Origin of the sequence: Bradyrhizobium sp. 1 (assembly GCF_023073315.1) — a bacterium.
Lineage (GTDB): Bacteria > Pseudomonadota > Alphaproteobacteria > Rhizobiales > Xanthobacteraceae > Bradyrhizobium.
The window spans coordinates 25272-43097 of the sequence record NZ_JADPJH010000029.1; the positions used below are offsets into that span (position 1 = coordinate 25272).

The window sequence follows — 17826 nt, forward strand, 5'->3', positions numbered from 1 at the left end:
TCGGGGCGGAAGAAGCTTAAGGCTGGCGAGGCGCGCGTGCCGGGAGCGAAGAGCTAATATATTAGAATCTTCGGCCTGCGCGCGAGCGCGACAGCGCGGTCAGATCGGATGGCGATGCCGTCGGGGTTTTGGAGCGGGCGAAGGGAATCGAACCCTCGTATGCAGCTTGGGAAGCTGCCGTTCTACCATTGAACTACGCCCGCGGATGCGTGGCTCACGCCCGTTCTGATTAGCCGAGCCGGCGCCGCCCGCCAAGCGGTTTGGCGCGTCCGGCCCGACGCTTCTTAACGTTTCAGTAAGATTTTGGGTGCGCCGGATTGTGGCGGTGTTATGATCAACGTGTCTGGGGAGACGTGTACTGAGTGGGGCGTGTGCATGGTGGGGCGTGCTTACACGATATTCGACACGGCGATAGGCCGCTGCGGCATCATCTGGAGCAGCACTGGCGTCGTAGCCGTGCAATTGCCGGAGGCGCGGGAGATCGACACCCGCCGCCGGATTTTCCAGGTTCACCCCGAGGCGCGCGAGCAGCAGCCTCCGCTCAATGCCGAGCTTGCGATCGAGGGTATCGCGGGCCTGCTGCAGGGCAGCGATCCCGATTTTTCCGACGTCAGCCTGGATGCCGGCGGCGTGCTCGCCTTCAACCGGCGGGTCTACGAATACACCTGCACCATCCCGCGCGGGGAGACGCGCACCTATCACGAGATCGCCAGGGCGCTGGGTGCCTCCGGCGCCGCGTATTCGGTGGCGCAGGCGATCGCGAAAAATCCCTACATGCTGATCGTGCCCTGTCACCGGGTGCTGGAGGCCGGCAATTACGCCGACCGGCTCTCGCCTTACGGCGGGGTGATCTCCAAGCGGCGATTGTTGTCGCTGGAGGGCGCTCATCCGGTCGCCAGCAAGACGCTGTTCGAGGTGCTGCTGCCCGTTGCTCCGCCGCGAGCGCCTACCTAGATAGGCGGAATGGATGCAACCACGCTGCTGACCACGCCGTCGATGACCGTCTCCGAGTTTCGCTGCGATGCGGGACCGGGCGACGAGCCGTTTGCGGAGTGCCGCAGCGGCCACTCCATCGCCTATGTCCGCTCCGGCAGTTTTGGCTGCCATTGCCGCGCCGGCTTCTTCGAGCTGGTGGCGGGCGCGATGCTGGTCGGCGCGCCCGGCGACGAATACACCTGCACGCACGAGCATGTGTCTGGCGATGTCTGCCTGTCGTTCTTCCTCAGCGAGGACCTCGTCGATGCCCTCGGCGGGCGGCGCGAGGCGTGGCAGGTCGGCGCGACGCCGCCGCTGCCCGAGCTGATGGTGCTGGGCGAGCTCGCCCAGACGGCGGCAGACGGCAACAGCGACCTCGGCCTCGACGAGATCGGCCAGATCCTTGCGGGCCGTTTCGTCGATGTCGTCTCAGGCAAGGCGCGCAAGCCGGCAACGCCGACCGCGCGCGACCGCCGCCGCGCGGTGGAGGCCGCGCTGTGGATCGACGATAATTCGCATGCCGAGGTCAATCTCGAACAGGCCGCAAAGCAGGCGGGCCTCAGCCCGTTCCATTTCCTGCGGCTGTTCTCGGCCGTGCTCGGCGTCACGCCGCATCAATATCTGGTGCGATCGCGGCTGCGGCATGCGGCGCGGCTGCTGACAGATGACGCCATCGCGGTCACCGACATCGCCTATGACGTCGGCTTCGGCGACCTCTCCAACTTCGTCCGCACGTTTCATCGCGCCGCCGGCGTGTCGCCGACCAGGTTCCGGCAGGCCTCGCGCGGAGAGCGCAAGATTCTCCAAGAGCGGCTTGCCCTCAACTGACTAGATTCGTCTCCGGCGCGCGCCAGTTGCGGCGCGCTTTGCGAATGGAGACGATCATGTACGACCACATCGGACTGCGTGTTGCCGACCTCGACGCCGCCACGCGCTTCTACACCGCCGTGCTGGCGCCGCTCGGCTATGTCCTGTGTTCCAGCGGCGACGGCTATGCCGGCTTCGGGCCGAAGGGCGAGCCGGCGCTGTGGCTGCACCTCAATAAGGGGCGGAAGGCCGACGGCGCGCACATCGCGTTTCGCGCCAAGGACCACGATGCGGTGAAGGCGTTTCACAGCGAGGGCCTGAAGAGCGGCGGCCGCGACAATGGCGGCGCCGGGCCGCGCAAGGATTACAGCCCGACCTACTACGCGGCGTTCCTGATCGATCCTGACGGCAACAATGTCGAGGCGGTTTGTAGCTGAGCTTTAGCCGCTCGCTCCGTCATTGCGAGGAACTGTTGCGACGAAGCAATTCAGACTGCCTCCGCGGAAACATCTCTGGATTGCTTCGCTGCGCTCGCAATGACGGTGTTTGTGACGACCACTTATCGTAATCAAGGACACCCTCATGGCCTCTATCCACAACGACATTCCTCTCCCCGTCCCTGCGCGCGACGTCTGGGACGCAGTGCGCGATTTCGGCGCGCTGCATCTGCGGCTAGTGCCGGGGTTCGTCACTGCTTGCACGCTCGACGGCGATGCGCGCATCGTCACCTTCGCCAACGGTTCGGTGGCGCGCGAGGTGCTGGTGGATTGCGACGACGCGCGGCAGCGGCTCGTCTATGCCATCAACAGCGAGCGGCTGAGGCACTACAGCGCCTCAGTGCAGGTGATCGCCGAGGGCGAGACGAGGTGCCGCTTGGTCTGGATCATCGACATGCTGCCGAGCGAGCTTGCGGCTTACGTGCAAGGGCAGACCGGGGACGCGGTGGCCGCGATACACCGGGCGTTTCCGCCGGCCGCGGCGTAGCCGGAGCTCATGCACCGCGGCTCTGTGATTTTTCTCACAGAGCCCTCTCCTCCCTGACCGTAACCATGGCCGCGTGCGTCCGATTGGCTCCGCTCTCCCGGCGGCGCCACGCACGCGAGGAGCATGCCATGAGAGGTGCGGACAAGGTGATCTGCCAGGCAGCCGCCGTGCTGCTGCTGTTTTCGGTCGCGAGCACGCCGGCCAAGGCGCAATTCCTCGGCGGCGGCGCCGGCGGCGAGGACATGATGACCCAGATGGCGCCAATGCTGGAGATGATGAAAGCGAAGATGGGCAAGCGCCGCTTCGCCATGCTGATGCAAACCATGGGCCCGATGATGAGCCGCATGATGGAGAACGGAGGCGGCGGGCTCGGCGGCATGATGGGCGGCGGCGGCATCAGCGGCATGGCCGGCGGCGGTTTCGGTGCGCCCAATTACGGCGGCTACATGCCGATGGGCGGTGGCGGCTACATGCCGACCGGAATCGGCGGCATGGGCGGCGGCGACATCATGGGCATGCTGGGTGGTTCCGGCGGCGGCGACATGATGTCGATGATCCCGCAATTGATGCGGCTTGCCAATGTCGGCGGCGGTGGCGGCCATCGCCGACACAAGCATCGCTAAGGCGGGTCGGTCTATCGCCGCTGCGTGGCAACTCTGGCAACGAGGCAACCACCCCTCGCGGGGCGACGAAGGATGGTTGCGCCGGATTGGCGGATGGGGCGCCGCCGGTATCAGACCCGGTCGTTGAGCAGGACGCCGGACACGGAAGAGTCGCTCGATTGCGTCGCGCTGTAGGTCGAATCCGTGAGCGAGTTCTTCAGCGACTGAAGGAATTGTTGCAGCATCTCCGTCGCCGACGTGCTGCTTGACGAACTATCCGTGCTGCTCCCGGTCGTCGTGTCGCTCGATCCCGTCGTGCTGGACGAGGTCGAATCGGTGGACGAGTTCGTCAGCGACTGAAGGAATTGCTGAAGCAAATCCACCAGCGGATTGCCGCTCGACGAACTATCCGTGCCACCGGCCGAAGGCCTGCCAAACGACGGCGGCCCGGGCGGCGGTCCACCTGCTCCGCCCGGTCCGCCCGGACCATGCGAGAGCGCCGCCTTGAACACGCCTTGCAGCTCGGTAGCCTGCTGGTCGGTCAACTTGCCGTTCGACACTTCCTGCTGGATGAGATCGTCGATCCTGGACTTGAACCCGTCGGACGACGAGTTGCTGCCGCTGGATTGATCGCTCGCGCTACTTGATTGCAGGGCGGAATCGATATCGTCGAGCGCGGACGACAGCGCCGACTGGTCGGTCGAGCTGATCGCGCCGGAACTGACTTCCGACTGCAGCTCGTCTTGCAGCTTTTGCAAAGGTGACGCGTGGTGATGATGGGGGGAGAGCGACGAAATCGAGGTCATGTGGCCTTCCGTGCTTCTGGTGGACTCGCGGCGAAATTGTCCCCAGGAGCTGGCGCGGAGCCTTCGGCAGAGCGCATGCCCGGTTGCTCGATATTGCCAGGCAACGTCTGGAAATATTCAGAAACAAAAATCCGGCAATGCTGGCGTTAGTCGGCCGCGGCCGAAAGGGCCGGTCTGACCGCGGGCTTGCTCTCGCGCGGCCCCCAGCGGGTCAGCACCACGCTGGACGAGGAGAGCAGGCCGAGCACGACCATGGAGCTCGCGGCCAGCCAGAAGAAGCTTTGCGCGGTCGCCTCATGCGTCGACAGCCACCAGCCGATCGTGGCGATGTAGATCAGACGCGCGGTCTGCGCCAGCACCGGGCCGATCACCTTGGCGGCACCTTGCGAGGAGAAATACATCGTCGAGGCGAGGCCAATGAAGGCGTAGAACGGCGCCACGGTCGACAGATATTGGTGGCTGGTGGCGCGCACGGTTGCGCTGTCGGTGAAAATGTTGACCCAGATGTCGGGGAAGGTCGCAACCAGGCACGCCGGTGCGCCGACGGCAACGAAGGCGGACGCGCCGGCGATCCAGGCAATGCGCCGGGCGCGCGCGATGCGGCCGGCGCCGATCGCCATGCCGACCATCGGCACCGAGGCAATGCCGAACGAGAACGCGATCGAGGTCAACAGGAATTCGAGCCGCGCACCGATGCCGTAGCCCGCGAGGATCGCGGTGCCGAACTTCGCCAGCATGTGGGTGAAGATCGAGATCGTCAGCACCGATTGCAGCGGCGAGAAGCAGGCGATGGCGCCGACCTTGAGGATGTCGAAGAACATCGCCCATTGGATGCGCAATCCGCGCAGCTTCGGCACGACACGGGCGCGGCCGGAGAACAGATACCAGCCCATCACGCAGATGTTCATGGAATAGGCGATCAGCGAGCCCGCCGCGACGCCGCGCATGCCGAACTGCGGCACGGGGCCGAGCCCGAGGCCGAGCGTGCCGCCGAGCATGATCTGCCAGACCGCAGAGTTGAGGATCAGCAGCGACGGCAGCTTCATGTTGCCGGTGCCGCGCAGCACCCCCGCCATGGTGTTGAGCAGCCAGGGCAGCACCGCGCCGCCGAAAAACACCTGCGTGTAGGCGATCGCATGGGTCAGCACGTCGCCGCGGCCGCCGAGCATCTCGAGCACCTTGGGTCCAAAGATCAGCATGCCCAGCATGAAGACGAGGCCGAAGGTGATGCCGATCAGCAGCGCATGCGCGGCGAGCGTGCCCGCGCGCTCGCGATCGCCGGCACCGAGCGCGCGGCGATGGCGGAGGCCACCGCGCCGCCCATGGCGCCGCCCGACATCGTCATGGTCAGGATCACCGTCGGAAACACCAGCGCCATCGCAGCCAGCGCTTCCACACCAAGACGTCCGATATAGGAGGTCTCCGCGATCACCACGCAGGTGCCGGCCGAGAGCGCGATGACGTTCGGCCAGGCAAGCCCCAGCAGCGTGCGCAGGATCGGCCCGTCCGTCAGCGCGCTTCGCACGGGACGCGGAGGCGGCGGCAGCGGGCGCTCTTGTTCATCGACCGGGATTTCGGCGATGTCGGACATGTCCTCTCCCGGGCACAAGCGCATTTACAGCGTCGCAATGAGTAGGTGTGCCAATCAATTTTTCGCGCAGAAGGCGCAGCGAGGAGCTTGTTAGCACGGTGCGCGCTGATTCCTCCTGCGCCACGTGCAGGCGTGCCCTGCGGCAGCGCATTTCAACGGGTGGAATTACCCGATGCTCCAGACCAGCGGCGGGCGGCCGCCTGCCGTCGGACGCAGGTGCACCGCGATATGGCGGCCGCATCCCGCGGCCAGTCCTTCGAACAAGCCCTCCAGCACTTTTGCGCAGGCGCGATGATAATCAGCGACATCATCCATCAGCTTCCAGCTCTGCTGGCGGATTTCAAAGGTGCCTTCGGACTGCGTGGTCTCGACAGCATCATCCTGCGCGGCGAACAGCGCGTTGAGGAACAATGAAAATTCACTGGCGCCACCGCGACTCGTCGCGAGCGCTGCTGCGACCTCGTCGAAATATTGCATGCCGATCAGCTTGCCGGTGAGGTGCAGGAGATAGCCGGCATCCTCGGGGCCGAACAATTGCACCATCACGGGCGCGGCGGTGCGGACATATTCCATCGCGTAGTTGCGATAGGCTTTTTCGAGCCGCGGCTTTGGCCAGCTTGCAACAGGCAAGGCCGGCGCGGTCTTCGCATCGAACAGCGGCGCTTCCAGATGCCGCGCGAAGACGAGGCGCTGATCGAGCTCGAGCGGATGGTCGTATTGATGATAATAGCCTTCGAGCCCGTCCTGGCCGTCGACGCTCTGCTTGGTGCAGACGAAACCGACCCTGGTATCGCCGAGCGCGACGCCGTTGTTGGCGTGCCAGCCGCGCAGCATCGCGCGCGAGACTTCGCCCGGCACGCCGCAGATCGCAGTGCCCTTCCAGATCCAGCGCGGCGGCGGATAGCGGATCCAGGCCTTGGTATCGCTCTCGTACATGTATTCGACGTGCACGCCGCCGATCCAGTTGGAGAGGTAGTGATATTGCGCAGCGGCCACCGCCGGCGGCAGATGGCTGAGGCCGAGCTTTTCCAGCCCCGGCAGGAAGCGCTCCTGCTGCTGGCGGCGAAACACGCGGAAGACGAACTCGGCGGCATCCGCCGTGCCGCGCCGCGTGACGACGGTGAGGATGAGGCCCGTGAAGTAAGCGTGATAGAGATCGGCGACCGCGCGCCAGCGCTTCCATTGGGCTTCCTGCGCGGAGTCAGTTGCGGCGGACATGTTCACTCCCGGCTTGTTGTTTTGCAGGAGTGTGTCATCGCGGGTGGGGTGACGCAACACGCCCGCTTTCCCGGGGAATGACAGCGGAGCGTGAGGTTAGCGCTACACCCTAAAATGCTTGCTGAGCTTCAGCCCCTGCGCCTGGTAGTTGGAGCCGATGCGCTGGCCGTACATCGCGTCGGGGCGCGACAGCATCTTCTCGTAGACGAGACGGCCGACGATCTGGCCGTGCTCGAGGATGAAGGGCACTTCGCGCGAGCGCACTTCCAGCACGGCGCGCGATCCCAGCCCACCCGCACCGGCATAGCCGAAGCCGGGATCGAAGAAGCCGGCATAGTGCACGCGGAATTCACCGACCAAGGGATCGAACGGCACCATCTCCGCGGCGTAATCGGGCGGCACCTGCACGGCTTCTTTCGAGGCGAGGATATAGAACTCCCCGGGATCGAGGATCAGCCTGCCGTCGGGACGGGCCGAGATCGGCTCCCAGAATTCTTCGACCGAATAGCCGGAGCGGCGGTCGACATCGACGACGCCAGTGTGGCGCTTGGCGCGATAGCCGACGAAGCCACCACTCTTCTCACCGGAGAGATCGACCGATACGGCGACACCGCCGGTGAGATCGGCATCGTCGACGTCGACGAGACGCTCAGCCGCGTGCAGCGCCTCGAGATCGTCGATGTTGAGGATGGCGTCGCCGGTGCGGAAGCGCACCTGGCTCAGGCGCGAGCCCTCGCTGACCAGCACGGGAAATGTCTTCGGACTGATCTCGGCATACAGCGGACCGTGATAGCCGGCGCCGATCATGTCGAAGCGGCGCGTGCCGTCGGCGATCACCCGGGTGAAGACGTCGAGCCGGCCGGTCGAACTTTTGGGGTTCGCGGCAGCGACGATCTCCGGCGGCAGCGCAAGGCTTTCGAGCAGCGGCACGATGTAGACGCAGTTGGTCTCCAGCACCGCGCCGTCGGCGAGGCTGAATTCGTGCAGCTTCAATTCGTCGATGCGCTCGGCAACGGTCGCGCCGGGTCCCGGCAGGAAGCTGGCGCGAACGCGATAGGCGATGTCGCCAAGGCGGAGGTCGAGGCTTGCCGGCTGGATCTGGCTTTCGACGAAGTCATAGGCAGGCAGGATGAGCCCTGCCTCCGCCATCGCCGCGATCATGCGGTCGGGCAGGATACCATTGGCGTCGGCGGCAACCGTAAAACTCAACCGGGGGTCCTCGTCAGGGGTCAAACGCATCCCGAGATGCGGGAAATACGAGCGTTTTACGGCTATCCGATGGACGTCTTGACGGAAAGGGCATTGCGGAATATGAGCATGACTTATCCCGTGGTGATTTGAGCCGGCCGGCTTGCAGCCACGTTAAATAAGTCGCTAAACAGGCCGGGGACCTCTGTGATCCCGGCCCGTGGTTTTATCCAGGCCGGTTTTTTTGTGACCATTTTCGATGGTCACGCAGAGGAGGTCCTATGTCGAAGTCCCCGGCGCCCACCGCGCAATATCGTCCCGAAACCCGCCTGGTCCATTCCGGCACCCTGCGCTCGCAATATGGCGAGACGTCGGAGGCGCTGTTCCTGACCCAGGGCTACGTTTACAACAGCGCCGAGGAGTGCGAGGCGCGGTTCAAGGGCGAGGACCCCGGCTTCATCTATTCGCGCTACTCCAACCCGACCATCGCGATGTTCGAGCGCCGCATGATCGAGCTCGAAGGCGCCGAAGCCGCCCGCTCGGCGGCAACCGGCATGGCCGCGGTGACGACGGCGATCCTGGCGCCGCTCAAGGCCGGCGATCATGTGGTCGCATCCCGCGCGCTGTTCGGCTCGTGTCTCTACGTCATTCAGGATTTGTTGCCGCGCTACGGCATCGAGACCACGCTGGTCGACGGAGCCGATCTCGACCAGTGGCAGCGTGCGCTCAAGCCGAACACCAAGACGTTCTTCCTGGAGAGCCCGACCAACCCGACGCTCGACGTGCTCGACATTCCCGGGATTGCCGAGATTGCGCACAGCGGCGGCGCGCGGCTGGTCGTCGACAACGTGTTCGCAACGCCGATCTGGCAGAGCCCGCTCGCGCTCGGCGCGGACGTCGTTGTTTATTCCGCGACCAAGCACATCGACGGCCAGGGCCGTTGTCTCGGCGGCATCATCCTGTCGTCGGAAGCCTTCATCGCCGAGCACATCCACAATTTCATGCGCCAGACCGGGCCGTCGATCTCGCCGTTCAACGCCTGGGTTCTGCTCAAGGGCCTGGAGACGCTGGGCGTGCGCGTGCGTGCGCAGACCGACACGGCGGCACGCATCGCCGACGTGCTGGCGAGCCATCCCAAAATTTCGCGGCTGGTGTTTCCCGGTCGCGCCGACCATCCGCAGGCGGCACTCGTCAAAAAGCAGATGCGCGGCGGCTCGACGCTGGTCGGGTTCGAGGTCAAGGGCGGCAAGCAGGGCGCGTTCCGCGTGCTCAACGAGCTCAAGCTTGCAAAAATCTCGAACAATCTCGGCGACGCCAAGAGCCTCGTCACGCATCCGGCCACCACGACGCATCAGCGCCTGAAGCCGGAGGATCGCGCCGCGCTCGGTATCAGCGAGGGATTCATCCGCTTCTCGGCAGGGCTCGAGCATCCGGATGATCTGATCGAGGATCTGACGGCGGCGCTGGAGAAGGCGTAGCCACACACTCGGAGTCGTAGGGTGGGTTAGCTCGCGGCTGAGCGAAGCGCAGTCCGCTAGCGTAACCCACCAACTTCGTTCGGTAATCGTTGATGCATGGTGGGTTACGCCTTCGGCTAACCCACCCTACGGCACCTCGCTTACATCGGCCGATACGTCCGCACGTCCGCGGGCACGTTCACGCCGATCTTGATCTGGCCGACGGAGCGGATGATGTCGTCGCCGAGCAGCTGGGCGAAGCAGGCATAGCCCCAATCGTTCATGTGCAGGCCGTCGGCGATCACGAAGCTTTCGACCGGGATCGATTGGTTCTCGTGCCAGTCGCGCATCACCTCGAAGCGCGGGAAAATGCCGACGTGACGGAGCTCGGCGACCTTGCCGAGCAGCTTCACCATCCTGCCGGCGCTCTCCTTGCGCTGGTTGACGGCCGGCGAGTATTGCGGATCGACCAGCACGATGTCGGCTTCGTCCGCCGCCTGGATGCGCGAGATGCCGTCCTCGACCAGCTTGGCGGTGTCGCCGGGATCGAGGTTGCGCAGCACCGCGTTGGTGCCGACCTGCCAGATCACGAGATCCGGATGCACGTCGATCACCTGGGTCTGAAGGCGCTTCATCATCTCGGGCGCATCCTCGCCGCCGACGCCGGCATTGATGACGGTGATATTGGCGCCCGGATAGTGCCGGCGCAGCTGCGCGGCGAGACGATTCGGATAATTGAAATCGGGCGAGCTTGCGCCATAGCCGGCGGTCGACGACGAGCCGAACGCGACGATCACGACGGGCTTGCCGGCCACGAGCTTGCCCGCGACATGCGGCAGCGAGCCCATCGTCTTGGAGCCGCCCTTCGGCGAGAGACACGGCACGCGGCTGAAGATGTCGCCGGCGGATTTGGCGACCTGCTTCACCTTGTCGATGGCGCGCGCGGTGATGCCGCGCTGTTCGGCCGAGGGGTGCGTGGCAGCAACGGTGGTCTGGGACGACGAGGGATTGGCGGACGGCGCGGGCGTCGCCTGCGCGGCCTGTGCCTGCGCGCGCGACTGCGATACCGGCGACAGCGACAGCAGCGCCGCCAGCGCGGGCGCGGCCAGCCAGGCCGTCAGGCAAAAAGGGCGGAGAGAACTCATTAACGCTAGACCTCAATTTTGCTGCTGGGCCGGTCCCAGATGGGCGGCATCAATCACGAACTGTGCCAATGCCCGGCCAAGGCAATCATGGACCTGTTTCGCAAGCTCGGGCCCGCGGGACGGGCTGAACAGGTCGAACTGCCCCTGATCATTCCACTGCCGCATGATCGCGAAACGGTCGAACAGCGGGACGTCATGCTCCTGCGCCACCACCTTCATATTGTCGAGGTAAGGCGGCACCGAGATCATGGTTTCGGTGCGCGGGCTGTACTGCAAGTTCATCAACACGACGTCAGCCCCTGCGTTTTGCAGCGCGGCAACCCCTTCGGTTACTGCGCCGCGAAAATCATCGGGATCGATAGCTCGGATAGCATCCACGGTCCCGGTCTGCCAGATGACCAAAGTAGGCCTTTTTGCTTCCATCAGCTTAACGAAGGTGGCGGCCGCCTCCTCGGCCGTCTTCTTGCTCTGTATTTCTACGGAGACGTGCACCGCCTCGGACGGCGGCAGCTTGTCCTTCAAAATAGCCTGCATGCGCGCCGGATAGGACGCGTCCTCGGAGGCCGGAATCGTGGTCGAACGGCTGCCGATGACCAGGATTTCGAGCGGTTTGCCCGATTTGATGACCTCGCCGACCTTGGGAAGCTGGCTTTCGCTGCTGAGCAGATAGGACGGCAATTCGCAGGCCGGAGGCGTAGCTGGATCGGCAGGCGCAGCATCACCCGCGCGCGCCGCAGGCGCGGCGAGGCAACCGCATAACAGGACCAGGCTCAGGAGAACCTTCGCCTTCATCAACCCCCTCCCGCCAGATCGGCGCTGCCGACGGCGTTTTTGGTCTTCGCACCACTCTTGTCAGCCACGCGTTTGTACCACGAAATCACCCAGGCCACGCCCCACATGATCAGGATTCCCGAGAGACTAATCACCGCATGCATCGCTGCGCCGCCGGAGACTTCGGCCAGGATGAAATGGCCGGCGAAAGCGAGAAAGACGCCGAGGCAGAAGATCTCGAGGGAATGCGAACCGCACAGGATCAGCGGCCGCAGCCAGGGCGATTTCAGGCCCGCCCAGTCGCGCGGCAGGAAGCGCACGGTCAGGGCAGCCAGCGCGAGGAAATGCGTGAAACGCAGCACGTCGAGGTTGGTCTTGTCGATCGGATACATCCACTGCTCGAGCAACTTCGGCATCACATGGGGCACCTGCGGCGCATACCAAGTCAACGTCACATAGAACGCCCCCACGATATAGGCGATCGCGATCCACATCGTCACCGGTGACGCCAGAATACGCGACATGCGCCGCGCACCTCCGAGCGCGCACCATGCGCCGAACACGAACAGCAATTGCCAGGCAAACGGATTGAACGCCCAGAATCCGTTCGGATAGGCCGACAGATAGAGGTCGTACTCCCAGGTCACCGCGTAGAGCACTGCGGACAAAGCGAGCGTGAGGTCGGGCTTCCACTTCATCGACCACAGGATCACGGGCAGTGCCAGCATCAAGACGATATACAGCGGCAGCACGTCCATGTTGACGGGACGGAAGCGCAGCAGCAGCGCCTGCACAATGGTGACGTCGGGCTGCTTGAGGAAATCCATGATGCCCATCTCTTCGGTGTAGAGCGGGTTCTCGAAGCTGGTCGCCACATAGGAGATCTCGGCGAGGAAGATCGTGAACAGGAAGACGTGCGCGACATAGATTTGCCAGACGCGCCGCATGATGCGCGCGGTGGCGATGACGACGCCGCTCTCCAGCATCGCGCGGCCGTAGACGAAGGCGGCGGTGTAGCCGGAGATGAAGATGAAGATCTCGGTGGCGTCGCTGAAGCCGTAATTGCGGATCGTGAACCAGGTCAGCAGGCTCGGCGGCAGATGGTCGATGAAGATCAGCCACAGCGCGAGGCCGCGGAACAGGTCGAGCCGGAGCTCGCGCTCGCCGATCGCGGGCAGCGAGATGGCGGGCGCGGCCGTGCGCGGCTTGACATCGGCGGGCTTGGCGGCTCCCGCGATTGGCGTTCCCGTCACTTGGTCGGCAATGGTCATCGGGGCCTAAAAACCCTTCCGCAAATCGCGCCGTTGATGAGGAGTGTACCGATCCGGACGGCCCCTCGCAAAGCGGCCGGATCACATCCGGGTGTACTTCTCTGCCAATTCTGGCGGGACGATGTCGTGAAAGCGGCTTGCGGCGTTTGGTTCCCGGCCGGGTTTTCGTTATGATGGCAGCCATGTACCGCGCCGTGACCCGCCAGATCGAAGTGACCGTCGAGCCGAATTTTGTTCCGGAGCAATCCTCGGCCGACCGTTCCCGCTTTTTCTGGTCCTACACCATCGTCATCACCAATTCGGGCGAGGAGACCGTGCAGCTCAAGACGCGGCACTGGATCATCACCGACGCCACCGGCCGCCAGCAGGAGGTCAAGGGCGAGGGCGTGGTCGGCGAGCAGCCGACGCTCGCCCCCGGCGAGCGCTTCGAATACACCTCCGGCGTCCCGCTCACGACCGCCTCCGGCTTCATGACCGGCCGCTACCAGATGGTCAGCGCAACCGGCGAGCGTTTTGAGATCGACGTGCCGACATTCTCGCTGGACAGCCCGGATAACAAGCGGGTGTTGAATTAGGGTAGGCGGCGGCGCGACCTTTTGGGGCGCGGCTTCCCCGACAGCGTCATTACTCTCGTGTCCCGGACGCGCTGCAACGCGCGAGCGTTGCTGCGCAGAGCCGGGACCCAGATGGCGACACGGTACGACGCGGATGGATGGGCCCCGGCTCTGCAGCGCATCGTCGAAGGGACGCCGCGCTGCGTCCGGGGCACGAGAGCGGAATCCGACGTTGCATTCGTCTTCAGACTTCAGACATGCCTTCGCGTCCTCGCGGCGGATTTCGCCCGAGCTTTGCTTCATCACTCGCCCCTGTTTAAGCCAAGAGGGCGCAGGGAAGACCGGGTGCCGACTGGCACCCGCGGTCCGCTGCGCGAAGTGTAGCGCAAAAAGACCGCACAGCAGCATACAGGTGTCGCCGATCACTCGGCCTTCCCTGCGCGATGGTCGGACGGCTTATGCCGTGCTCTCCCGGGAGCCGAACTTTCCTTCTGGCCTCCCTCGCCCCGCGAATTGACGATGCTGTCCGCCCGGTTGGGCTCGCACACACCTCCGCGAAAGCTTGACCGTAGCAACGACGGCCAGGACCACACGGTTTTGCCGTACGCATCAGCGCCGCTCGTCCGCACGCGGTTTCGGGCTCACAGGGACTACCCGCCCTGCCCTTAACCTCTCGCGCACGACGCTACCGCGTCCACCGCAACCCCGCTCGCATATCGTGACGACGTACGATCGCCCCTCAAGGATGAGCGGGAATGGGCAACACATACGCCATTTCCGAATTTCGGTAAAGTGGAATATTTTTGGCGTCGTGGATTGACAGCTTCGCAGGTGTTTTGCCCGTCGGGTCACGCGACGTCGTAGGGTGGGTTAGCCGAAGGCGTAACCCACCACTGTCCGGATCCATAGAAACAAAAGAGATGGGTTACGCTCCGCTAACCCACCCTACGAAGTCTGCACCTACGCGCCTTCCACGCCCGCCTCATCCGGCGTGAACTGGTACACCGAGCTGCAGAACTCGCAGGTCACGACGACCTTGTCGTCCTTGACCATGGCGGCGCGGTCGTCGGGCGAGAAGCTCTTCAGCATCGAGGCGACCGCATCGCGCGAGCAGGAGCACTGCGCCTTCAAGGACAGCGGATTGAACACGCGCACGCCGCGCTCGTGGAAGAGACGATAGAGCAGCCGCTCGCCGGAGAGTTCGGGATCGATCAGCTCGACGTCCTCGACGGTCTCGATCAGCGAACGCGCCTCGACCCAGGCGTCGTCTTCCGCGACGGCATGCACCTCGACGCCGTGGGGCGCGTCGCCGGGATGCAGATCAGCCTGACGCGCGCGCTCCGGCGCCTTCGGCAAAAACTGCATCAACATGCCGCCGGCGCGCCAGCGATGCTTGCCGCCGTCGCTCGAACGCCACTCCTCGCCGACCGCGAGGCGCACGCGCGTCGGGATCTGCTCGGAGCGCAGGAAATATTCGTGGGCGGCGTCTTCCAGGCTGCCGCCGTCGAGCGCCACCAGGCCCTGGTAGCGGCTCATGTCGGGGCCCTGGTCGATCGTCATGGCGAGATGACCATGGCCGAGCAGCGTGCCGGAGTCTTTGGCATCGCCCAGACGCGCGGCATCGAAGCGCGCATAGGCGCGCAGGTGATCCGGTGCCTGATAGTCCACCACCAGGAACGACACCGGACCGTCGGTCTGGGCCTGGAGGATGAAGCGGCCCTCGAATTTCAGCGCCGAGCCGAGCAGCGTCGTCAGCACGATGGCCTCGCCGAGCAGCTTGCCGACGGGCGCGGGATAATCGTGCTTGGTCAGGATTTCGTCGAGCGCCGGCCCGAGCCGCACCAGGCGCCCGCGCACGTCGAGCGCGTCGACCTCGTAGGGCAGCACGGCGTCATCGATCGGAACCGGGGATGGCGCGCGAACCGGGCCTTCCGGCTCGGCTTTCATGTCAGGGGATTGGGAAACCATGGCGCTTTATCTGGGGTCGGAGAGCGAAAATGGAAGGGGCGCGAACCCGCGTGTTCCAGCGCACTCATAAGCGCGCACCGATACTGCAAATTCATCGCCGTCCCGGCGTGCGCCGGGACGGCGATAAAGACTACTTCACCGCGTCAAAGCACCAGGCCAGAATGCCCTTCTGCGCGTGCAGCCGGTTTTCGGCCTCGTCGAACACGACCGATTGCGGGCCGTCGATCACCTCGTCGGTGACCTCCTCGCCGCGATGGGCCGGCAGGCAGTGCATGAACAGCGCGTCGGGCTTGGCCAGCGACATCAGCTGGGCATTGACCTGGTAGGGCTTGAGCACGTTGTGGCGGTGCTCGCCTTCCTTGTCGCCCATCGACACCCAGGTGTCGGTGACGACGCAATCGGCGCCCTTCACGGCGACCTCGGGGTCGGTGCCGATCATGATCGGCGCGCCGGTGGCCTTGATGAAGTCGCGCATCACCTTCTTCGGTGCAAGCTCCGGCGGGGTTGCGATGTTGAGCTGAAACTTGAAGCGCTCGGCTGCGTGTGCCCACGAGGCGAGAACATTGTTGTCGTCGCCGGTCCAGGCCACCGTCCGGCCCTCGATCGGGCCGCGATGCTCCTGATAAGTCAGGAGATCGGCCATCACCTGGCAGGGATGCGAACGCCGTGTCAGGCCGTTGATGACGGGAACGGTCGCGTTGGCCGCAAGCTCGAGCAGCGCATCGTGGTTGAGGATGCGGATCATGATGGCATCGACATAGCGCGACAGCACGCGCGCGGTGTCGGCGATGGTCTCGCCGCGGCCGAGCTGCATCTCTGCGCCGGTGAGCATGATCGGCTCGCCGCCGAGCTGGCGCATGGCGACGTCGAACGAGACGCGTGTGCGGGTCGAGGGACGCTCAAAAATCATCGCCAGCGTCTTGCCTTCGAGCGGCCTGACCGGCTGATGCGCCTTCTGCTTCGCCTTCATGGCTGAGGAGGCGTCGAGCATGCTCTTGAGCTCCGACAGCGGGAGCTCGTTGATGTCCAGAAAGTGCTTCGGCGACTTGCTCATCAGCTTGCCGCCCGCTTGGTCTGACTGGACGAGATCGCGGTGCAGGCGCGCTCCAGCCGCTCGACGCTGTCCTCGATCTCGGCTTCGGTGACGATCAAGGGCGGCAGGAAACGCACGACATTGTCGCCGGCGCCGACCGTGAGCAGTTTTTCGTGACGCAGCGCCGCGACGAGATCGCCGGAGGGCACCACGGCCTTGATGCCGATCAGGAGCCCCTCGCCGCGCACTTCGCTGACGACATCGGAATGACGGTCGATCACGGAAGCGAGCTTCTGCTTGAGCAGCAGCGACATCCTCTGCACGTGATCGAAGAAGCCGGGCTTGAGCATGACGTCGAGCACGGCGTTCGCAGCCGCGATCGCCAGCGGATTGCCGCCGAAGGTCGAACCGTGCGAGCCGGGGCCCATGCCGGAGGCCGCATCCGCGGTCGCCAGCACCGCGCCGATCGGGAAGCCGCCGCCGAGCGCCTTGGCCAGCGACATCACGTCGGGCGTGACGCCGGTGCGCCGATGCGCGAACAGATCGCCGGTACGGCCCATGCCGGTCTGGACTTCGTCGAACGCGAGCAGGAGGCCCTTCTCGTCGCAGAGCTGGCGCAACGCCCTCAGGAACGCAGGCGTTGCCGAACGCACTCCGCCCTCGCCCTGGATCGGCTCGATCAGGATGCCGGCGGTCTGCGGACCGATCGCCTTCTTCACGGCCTCGATGTCGCCATGCGGGATCTGGTCGAAACCGTCCATCGGCGGACCAAAACCTTCGAGATATTTTGCAGACCCGGTCGCAGCCAGCGTCGCCAGCGTGCGGCCGTGGAAGGCGCCTTCGAAGGTGATGATGCGATAGCGCTCCGGATGCCCCTTGGAGAAGTGATGATGCCGGACCAGCTTGATCACACCTTCCAGCGCTTCGGCGCCGGAATTACAGAAGAACACGAAGTCCGCAAAACTCTCATTGCAAAGGCGCGCGGCGAGCTTCTCGCCGTCCGGGCTCTGGAACAGGTTCGACATGTGCCAGAGTTTCGTCGCCTGCTCCTGCAACGCCTTGACCAGCGCGGGATGGGCGTGACCAAGCGCGTTCACGGCGACGCCGGAGGTGAAATCGAGATAGCGATCGCCATTGGTCGCAATCAGCCAGCAGCCTTCGCCGCGCTCGAAACCGAGGTCGGACCTGGCGAAAACGGGGAGCAAATGCGGCGCTGCGCTGTTAGTCATGACGGTCACTTGATGTTGCGGACGGCGTGAGCGTGCATTGCGCAACGCACCATCAACCGGCCCGGAAAACGAAACGTGCCGCCTTTTAAGGGCGGCACGTGACACTATCTTAGGCTTGGTGAACCGGCTGTCAATGCCGCCCGAAAGCCTCGCGAAATGCTGAATCCGTAGTCTTGCGGTGCCGAATTTGCGGGTTTTGGCCACGGAACATGTGGAAGCGAGTCGGC

16 protein-coding genes, 1 tRNA gene, 1 pseudogene and 1 riboswitch are annotated in these 17826 nt (G+C 64.7%); of the genes and pseudogenes, 7 read left to right on the forward strand and 11 right to left on the reverse strand.

The annotated features are described in order from the left end of the window. Positions 1 to 129: 129 nt before the first annotated feature. A tRNA-Gly gene (locus tag IVB29_RS24470) sits at positions 130 to 203 on the reverse strand. A 172-nt stretch (positions 204 to 375) separates the two neighbouring features. Here IVB29_RS24470 and IVB29_RS24475 point away from each other — a divergent pair. From IVB29_RS24475 to IVB29_RS24495, 5 genes are all read left to right on the forward strand, one after another. After that, the gene (locus IVB29_RS24475; protein ID WP_247505971.1) at positions 376 to 954 is read left to right on the forward strand and encodes a methylated-DNA--[protein]-cysteine S-methyltransferase; all 579 of its coding nucleotides are present in this window, start codon (positions 376 to 378) and stop codon (positions 952 to 954) included. A 9-nt stretch (positions 955 to 963) separates the two neighbouring features. Beyond that, positions 964 to 1803 carry an AraC family transcriptional regulator gene (locus IVB29_RS24480; RefSeq protein WP_247505972.1) on the forward strand — a complete coding sequence of 280 codons (840 nt, stop codon included), beginning with the start codon at positions 964 to 966 and terminating at the stop codon, positions 1801 to 1803. Between the two features lie 56 nt (positions 1804 to 1859). Further along, positions 1860 to 2219: a VOC family protein gene (locus tag IVB29_RS24485; RefSeq protein ID WP_212432735.1), complete on the forward strand. Its 360-nt coding sequence runs from the start codon at positions 1860 to 1862 to the stop codon at positions 2217 to 2219. A 145-nt stretch (positions 2220 to 2364) separates the two neighbouring features. Next, entirely contained in the window at positions 2365 to 2766 is a 402-nt protein-coding gene (locus IVB29_RS24490) for an SRPBCC family protein (RefSeq protein ID WP_247505973.1), read from the forward strand. A 128-nt stretch (positions 2767 to 2894) separates the two neighbouring features. Beyond that, entirely contained in the window at positions 2895 to 3389 is a 495-nt protein-coding gene (locus IVB29_RS24495) for a hypothetical protein (RefSeq protein WP_247505974.1), read from the forward strand. Between the two features lie 110 nt (positions 3390 to 3499). Here IVB29_RS24495 and IVB29_RS24500 read toward each other — a convergent pair whose 3' ends face one another. The 4 genes and pseudogenes from IVB29_RS24500 to IVB29_RS24515 form a co-directional block, all read right to left on the reverse strand. After that, positions 3500 to 4174, reverse strand: a complete 675-nt coding sequence (locus IVB29_RS24500) for a hypothetical protein (RefSeq protein WP_247505975.1) — start codon at positions 4172 to 4174, stop codon at positions 3500 to 3502. Positions 4175 to 4320: 146 nt separating this feature from the next. Then, positions 4321 to 5765: pseudogene (locus IVB29_RS24505) on the reverse strand (MATE family efflux transporter). A gap of 165 nt (positions 5766 to 5930) precedes the next feature. Next, complete coding sequence (locus tag IVB29_RS24510) at positions 5931 to 6983, reverse strand: hypothetical protein (protein ID WP_247505976.1); 1053 nt, start codon at positions 6981 to 6983, stop codon at positions 5931 to 5933. Positions 6984 to 7085: 102 nt separating this feature from the next. Next, positions 7086 to 8192 carry a 2'-deoxycytidine 5'-triphosphate deaminase gene (locus tag IVB29_RS24515; protein WP_247505999.1) on the reverse strand — a complete coding sequence of 369 codons (1107 nt, stop codon included), beginning with the start codon at positions 8190 to 8192 and terminating at the stop codon, positions 7086 to 7088. Between the two features lie 110 nt (positions 8193 to 8302). Next, positions 8303 to 8382: riboswitch (SAM riboswitch) on the forward strand. A gap of 70 nt (positions 8383 to 8452) precedes the next feature. Here IVB29_RS24515 and IVB29_RS24520 point away from each other — a divergent pair. Next, positions 8453 to 9649, forward strand: a complete 1197-nt coding sequence (locus IVB29_RS24520; protein ID WP_247505977.1) for an O-succinylhomoserine sulfhydrylase — start codon at positions 8453 to 8455, stop codon at positions 9647 to 9649. A gap of 140 nt (positions 9650 to 9789) precedes the next feature. Here IVB29_RS24520 and IVB29_RS24525 read toward each other — a convergent pair whose 3' ends face one another. The 3 genes from IVB29_RS24525 to IVB29_RS24535 are packed head-to-tail and all read right to left on the reverse strand — an operon-like array spanning position 9790 to position 12815. Further along, positions 9790 to 10773 (reverse strand): SGNH/GDSL hydrolase family protein, encoded by a 984-nt coding sequence (locus tag IVB29_RS24525; RefSeq protein WP_247505978.1) that lies wholly within the window; start codon positions 10771 to 10773, stop codon positions 9790 to 9792. A gap of 12 nt (positions 10774 to 10785) precedes the next feature. Beyond that, positions 10786 to 11565: an SGNH/GDSL hydrolase family protein gene (locus tag IVB29_RS24530; protein ID WP_247505979.1), complete on the reverse strand. Its 780-nt coding sequence runs from the start codon at positions 11563 to 11565 to the stop codon at positions 10786 to 10788. Beyond that, the gene (locus IVB29_RS24535; protein WP_247505980.1) at positions 11565 to 12815 is read right to left on the reverse strand and encodes an OpgC domain-containing protein; all 1251 of its coding nucleotides are present in this window, start codon (positions 12813 to 12815) and stop codon (positions 11565 to 11567) included. Before IVB29_RS24535 ends, IVB29_RS24530 begins: the two co-directional genes overlap by 1 nt. Before the next feature lie 182 nt (positions 12816 to 12997). On the opposite strand from IVB29_RS24535, the gene apaG reads away from it, so the two are divergent. Then, entirely contained in the window at positions 12998 to 13390 is a 393-nt protein-coding gene (apaG, locus tag IVB29_RS24540; protein WP_247506000.1) for a Co2+/Mg2+ efflux protein ApaG, read from the forward strand. Between the two features lie 939 nt (positions 13391 to 14329). Here the strand turns inward: apaG and IVB29_RS24545 are convergent. From IVB29_RS24545 to IVB29_RS24555, 3 genes are all read right to left on the reverse strand, one after another. After that, complete coding sequence (locus tag IVB29_RS24545; protein ID WP_247505981.1) at positions 14330 to 15337, reverse strand: Hsp33 family molecular chaperone; 1008 nt, start codon at positions 15335 to 15337, stop codon at positions 14330 to 14332. A gap of 130 nt (positions 15338 to 15467) precedes the next feature. Continuing rightward, the gene (gene argF, locus IVB29_RS24550) at positions 15468 to 16391 is read right to left on the reverse strand and encodes an ornithine carbamoyltransferase (protein ID WP_247505982.1); all 924 of its coding nucleotides are present in this window, start codon (positions 16389 to 16391) and stop codon (positions 15468 to 15470) included. Then, positions 16391 to 17599 (reverse strand): aspartate aminotransferase family protein, encoded by a 1209-nt coding sequence (locus IVB29_RS24555; RefSeq protein WP_247505983.1) that lies wholly within the window; start codon positions 17597 to 17599, stop codon positions 16391 to 16393. Before IVB29_RS24555 ends, argF begins: the two co-directional genes overlap by 1 nt. Positions 17600 to 17826 lie beyond the last annotated feature (227 nt).

Coding starts and splice junctions, on each gene's coding strand:
- IVB29_RS24530 (WP_247505979.1), bottom strand. CDS start 11,565: ATGAAGGCGAAGGTTCTCCTGAGCCTGGTCCTGTTATGCGGTTGCCTC.
- IVB29_RS24510 (WP_247505976.1), bottom strand. CDS start 6,983: ATGTCCGCCGCAACTGACTCCGCGCAGGAAGCCCAATGGAAGCGCTGG.
- IVB29_RS24545 (WP_247505981.1), bottom strand. CDS start 15,337: ATGGTTTCCCAATCCCCTGACATGAAAGCCGAGCCGGAAGGCCCGGTT.
- apaG (WP_247506000.1), top strand. CDS start 12,998: ATGTACCGCGCCGTGACCCGCCAGATCGAAGTGACCGTCGAGCCGAAT.
- IVB29_RS24485 (WP_212432735.1), top strand. CDS start 1,860: ATGTACGACCACATCGGACTGCGTGTTGCCGACCTCGACGCCGCCACG.
- IVB29_RS24495 (WP_247505974.1), top strand. CDS start 2,895: ATGAGAGGTGCGGACAAGGTGATCTGCCAGGCAGCCGCCGTGCTGCTG.
- IVB29_RS24525 (WP_247505978.1), bottom strand. CDS start 10,773: ATGAGTTCTCTCCGCCCTTTTTGCCTGACGGCCTGGCTGGCCGCGCCC.
- IVB29_RS24520 (WP_247505977.1), top strand. CDS start 8,453: ATGTCGAAGTCCCCGGCGCCCACCGCGCAATATCGTCCCGAAACCCGC.
- IVB29_RS24500 (WP_247505975.1), bottom strand. CDS start 4,174: ATGACCTCGATTTCGTCGCTCTCCCCCCATCATCACCACGCGTCACCT.
- IVB29_RS24490 (WP_247505973.1), top strand. CDS start 2,365: ATGGCCTCTATCCACAACGACATTCCTCTCCCCGTCCCTGCGCGCGAC.
- IVB29_RS24475 (WP_247505971.1), top strand. CDS start 376: ATGGTGGGGCGTGCTTACACGATATTCGACACGGCGATAGGCCGCTGC.
- IVB29_RS24555 (WP_247505983.1), bottom strand. CDS start 17,599: ATGACTAACAGCGCAGCGCCGCATTTGCTCCCCGTTTTCGCCAGGTCC.
- IVB29_RS24535 (WP_247505980.1), bottom strand. CDS start 12,815: ATGACCATTGCCGACCAAGTGACGGGAACGCCAATCGCGGGAGCCGCC.
- IVB29_RS24480 (WP_247505972.1), top strand. CDS start 964: ATGGATGCAACCACGCTGCTGACCACGCCGTCGATGACCGTCTCCGAG.
- argF (WP_247505982.1), bottom strand. CDS start 16,391: ATGAGCAAGTCGCCGAAGCACTTTCTGGACATCAACGAGCTCCCGCTG.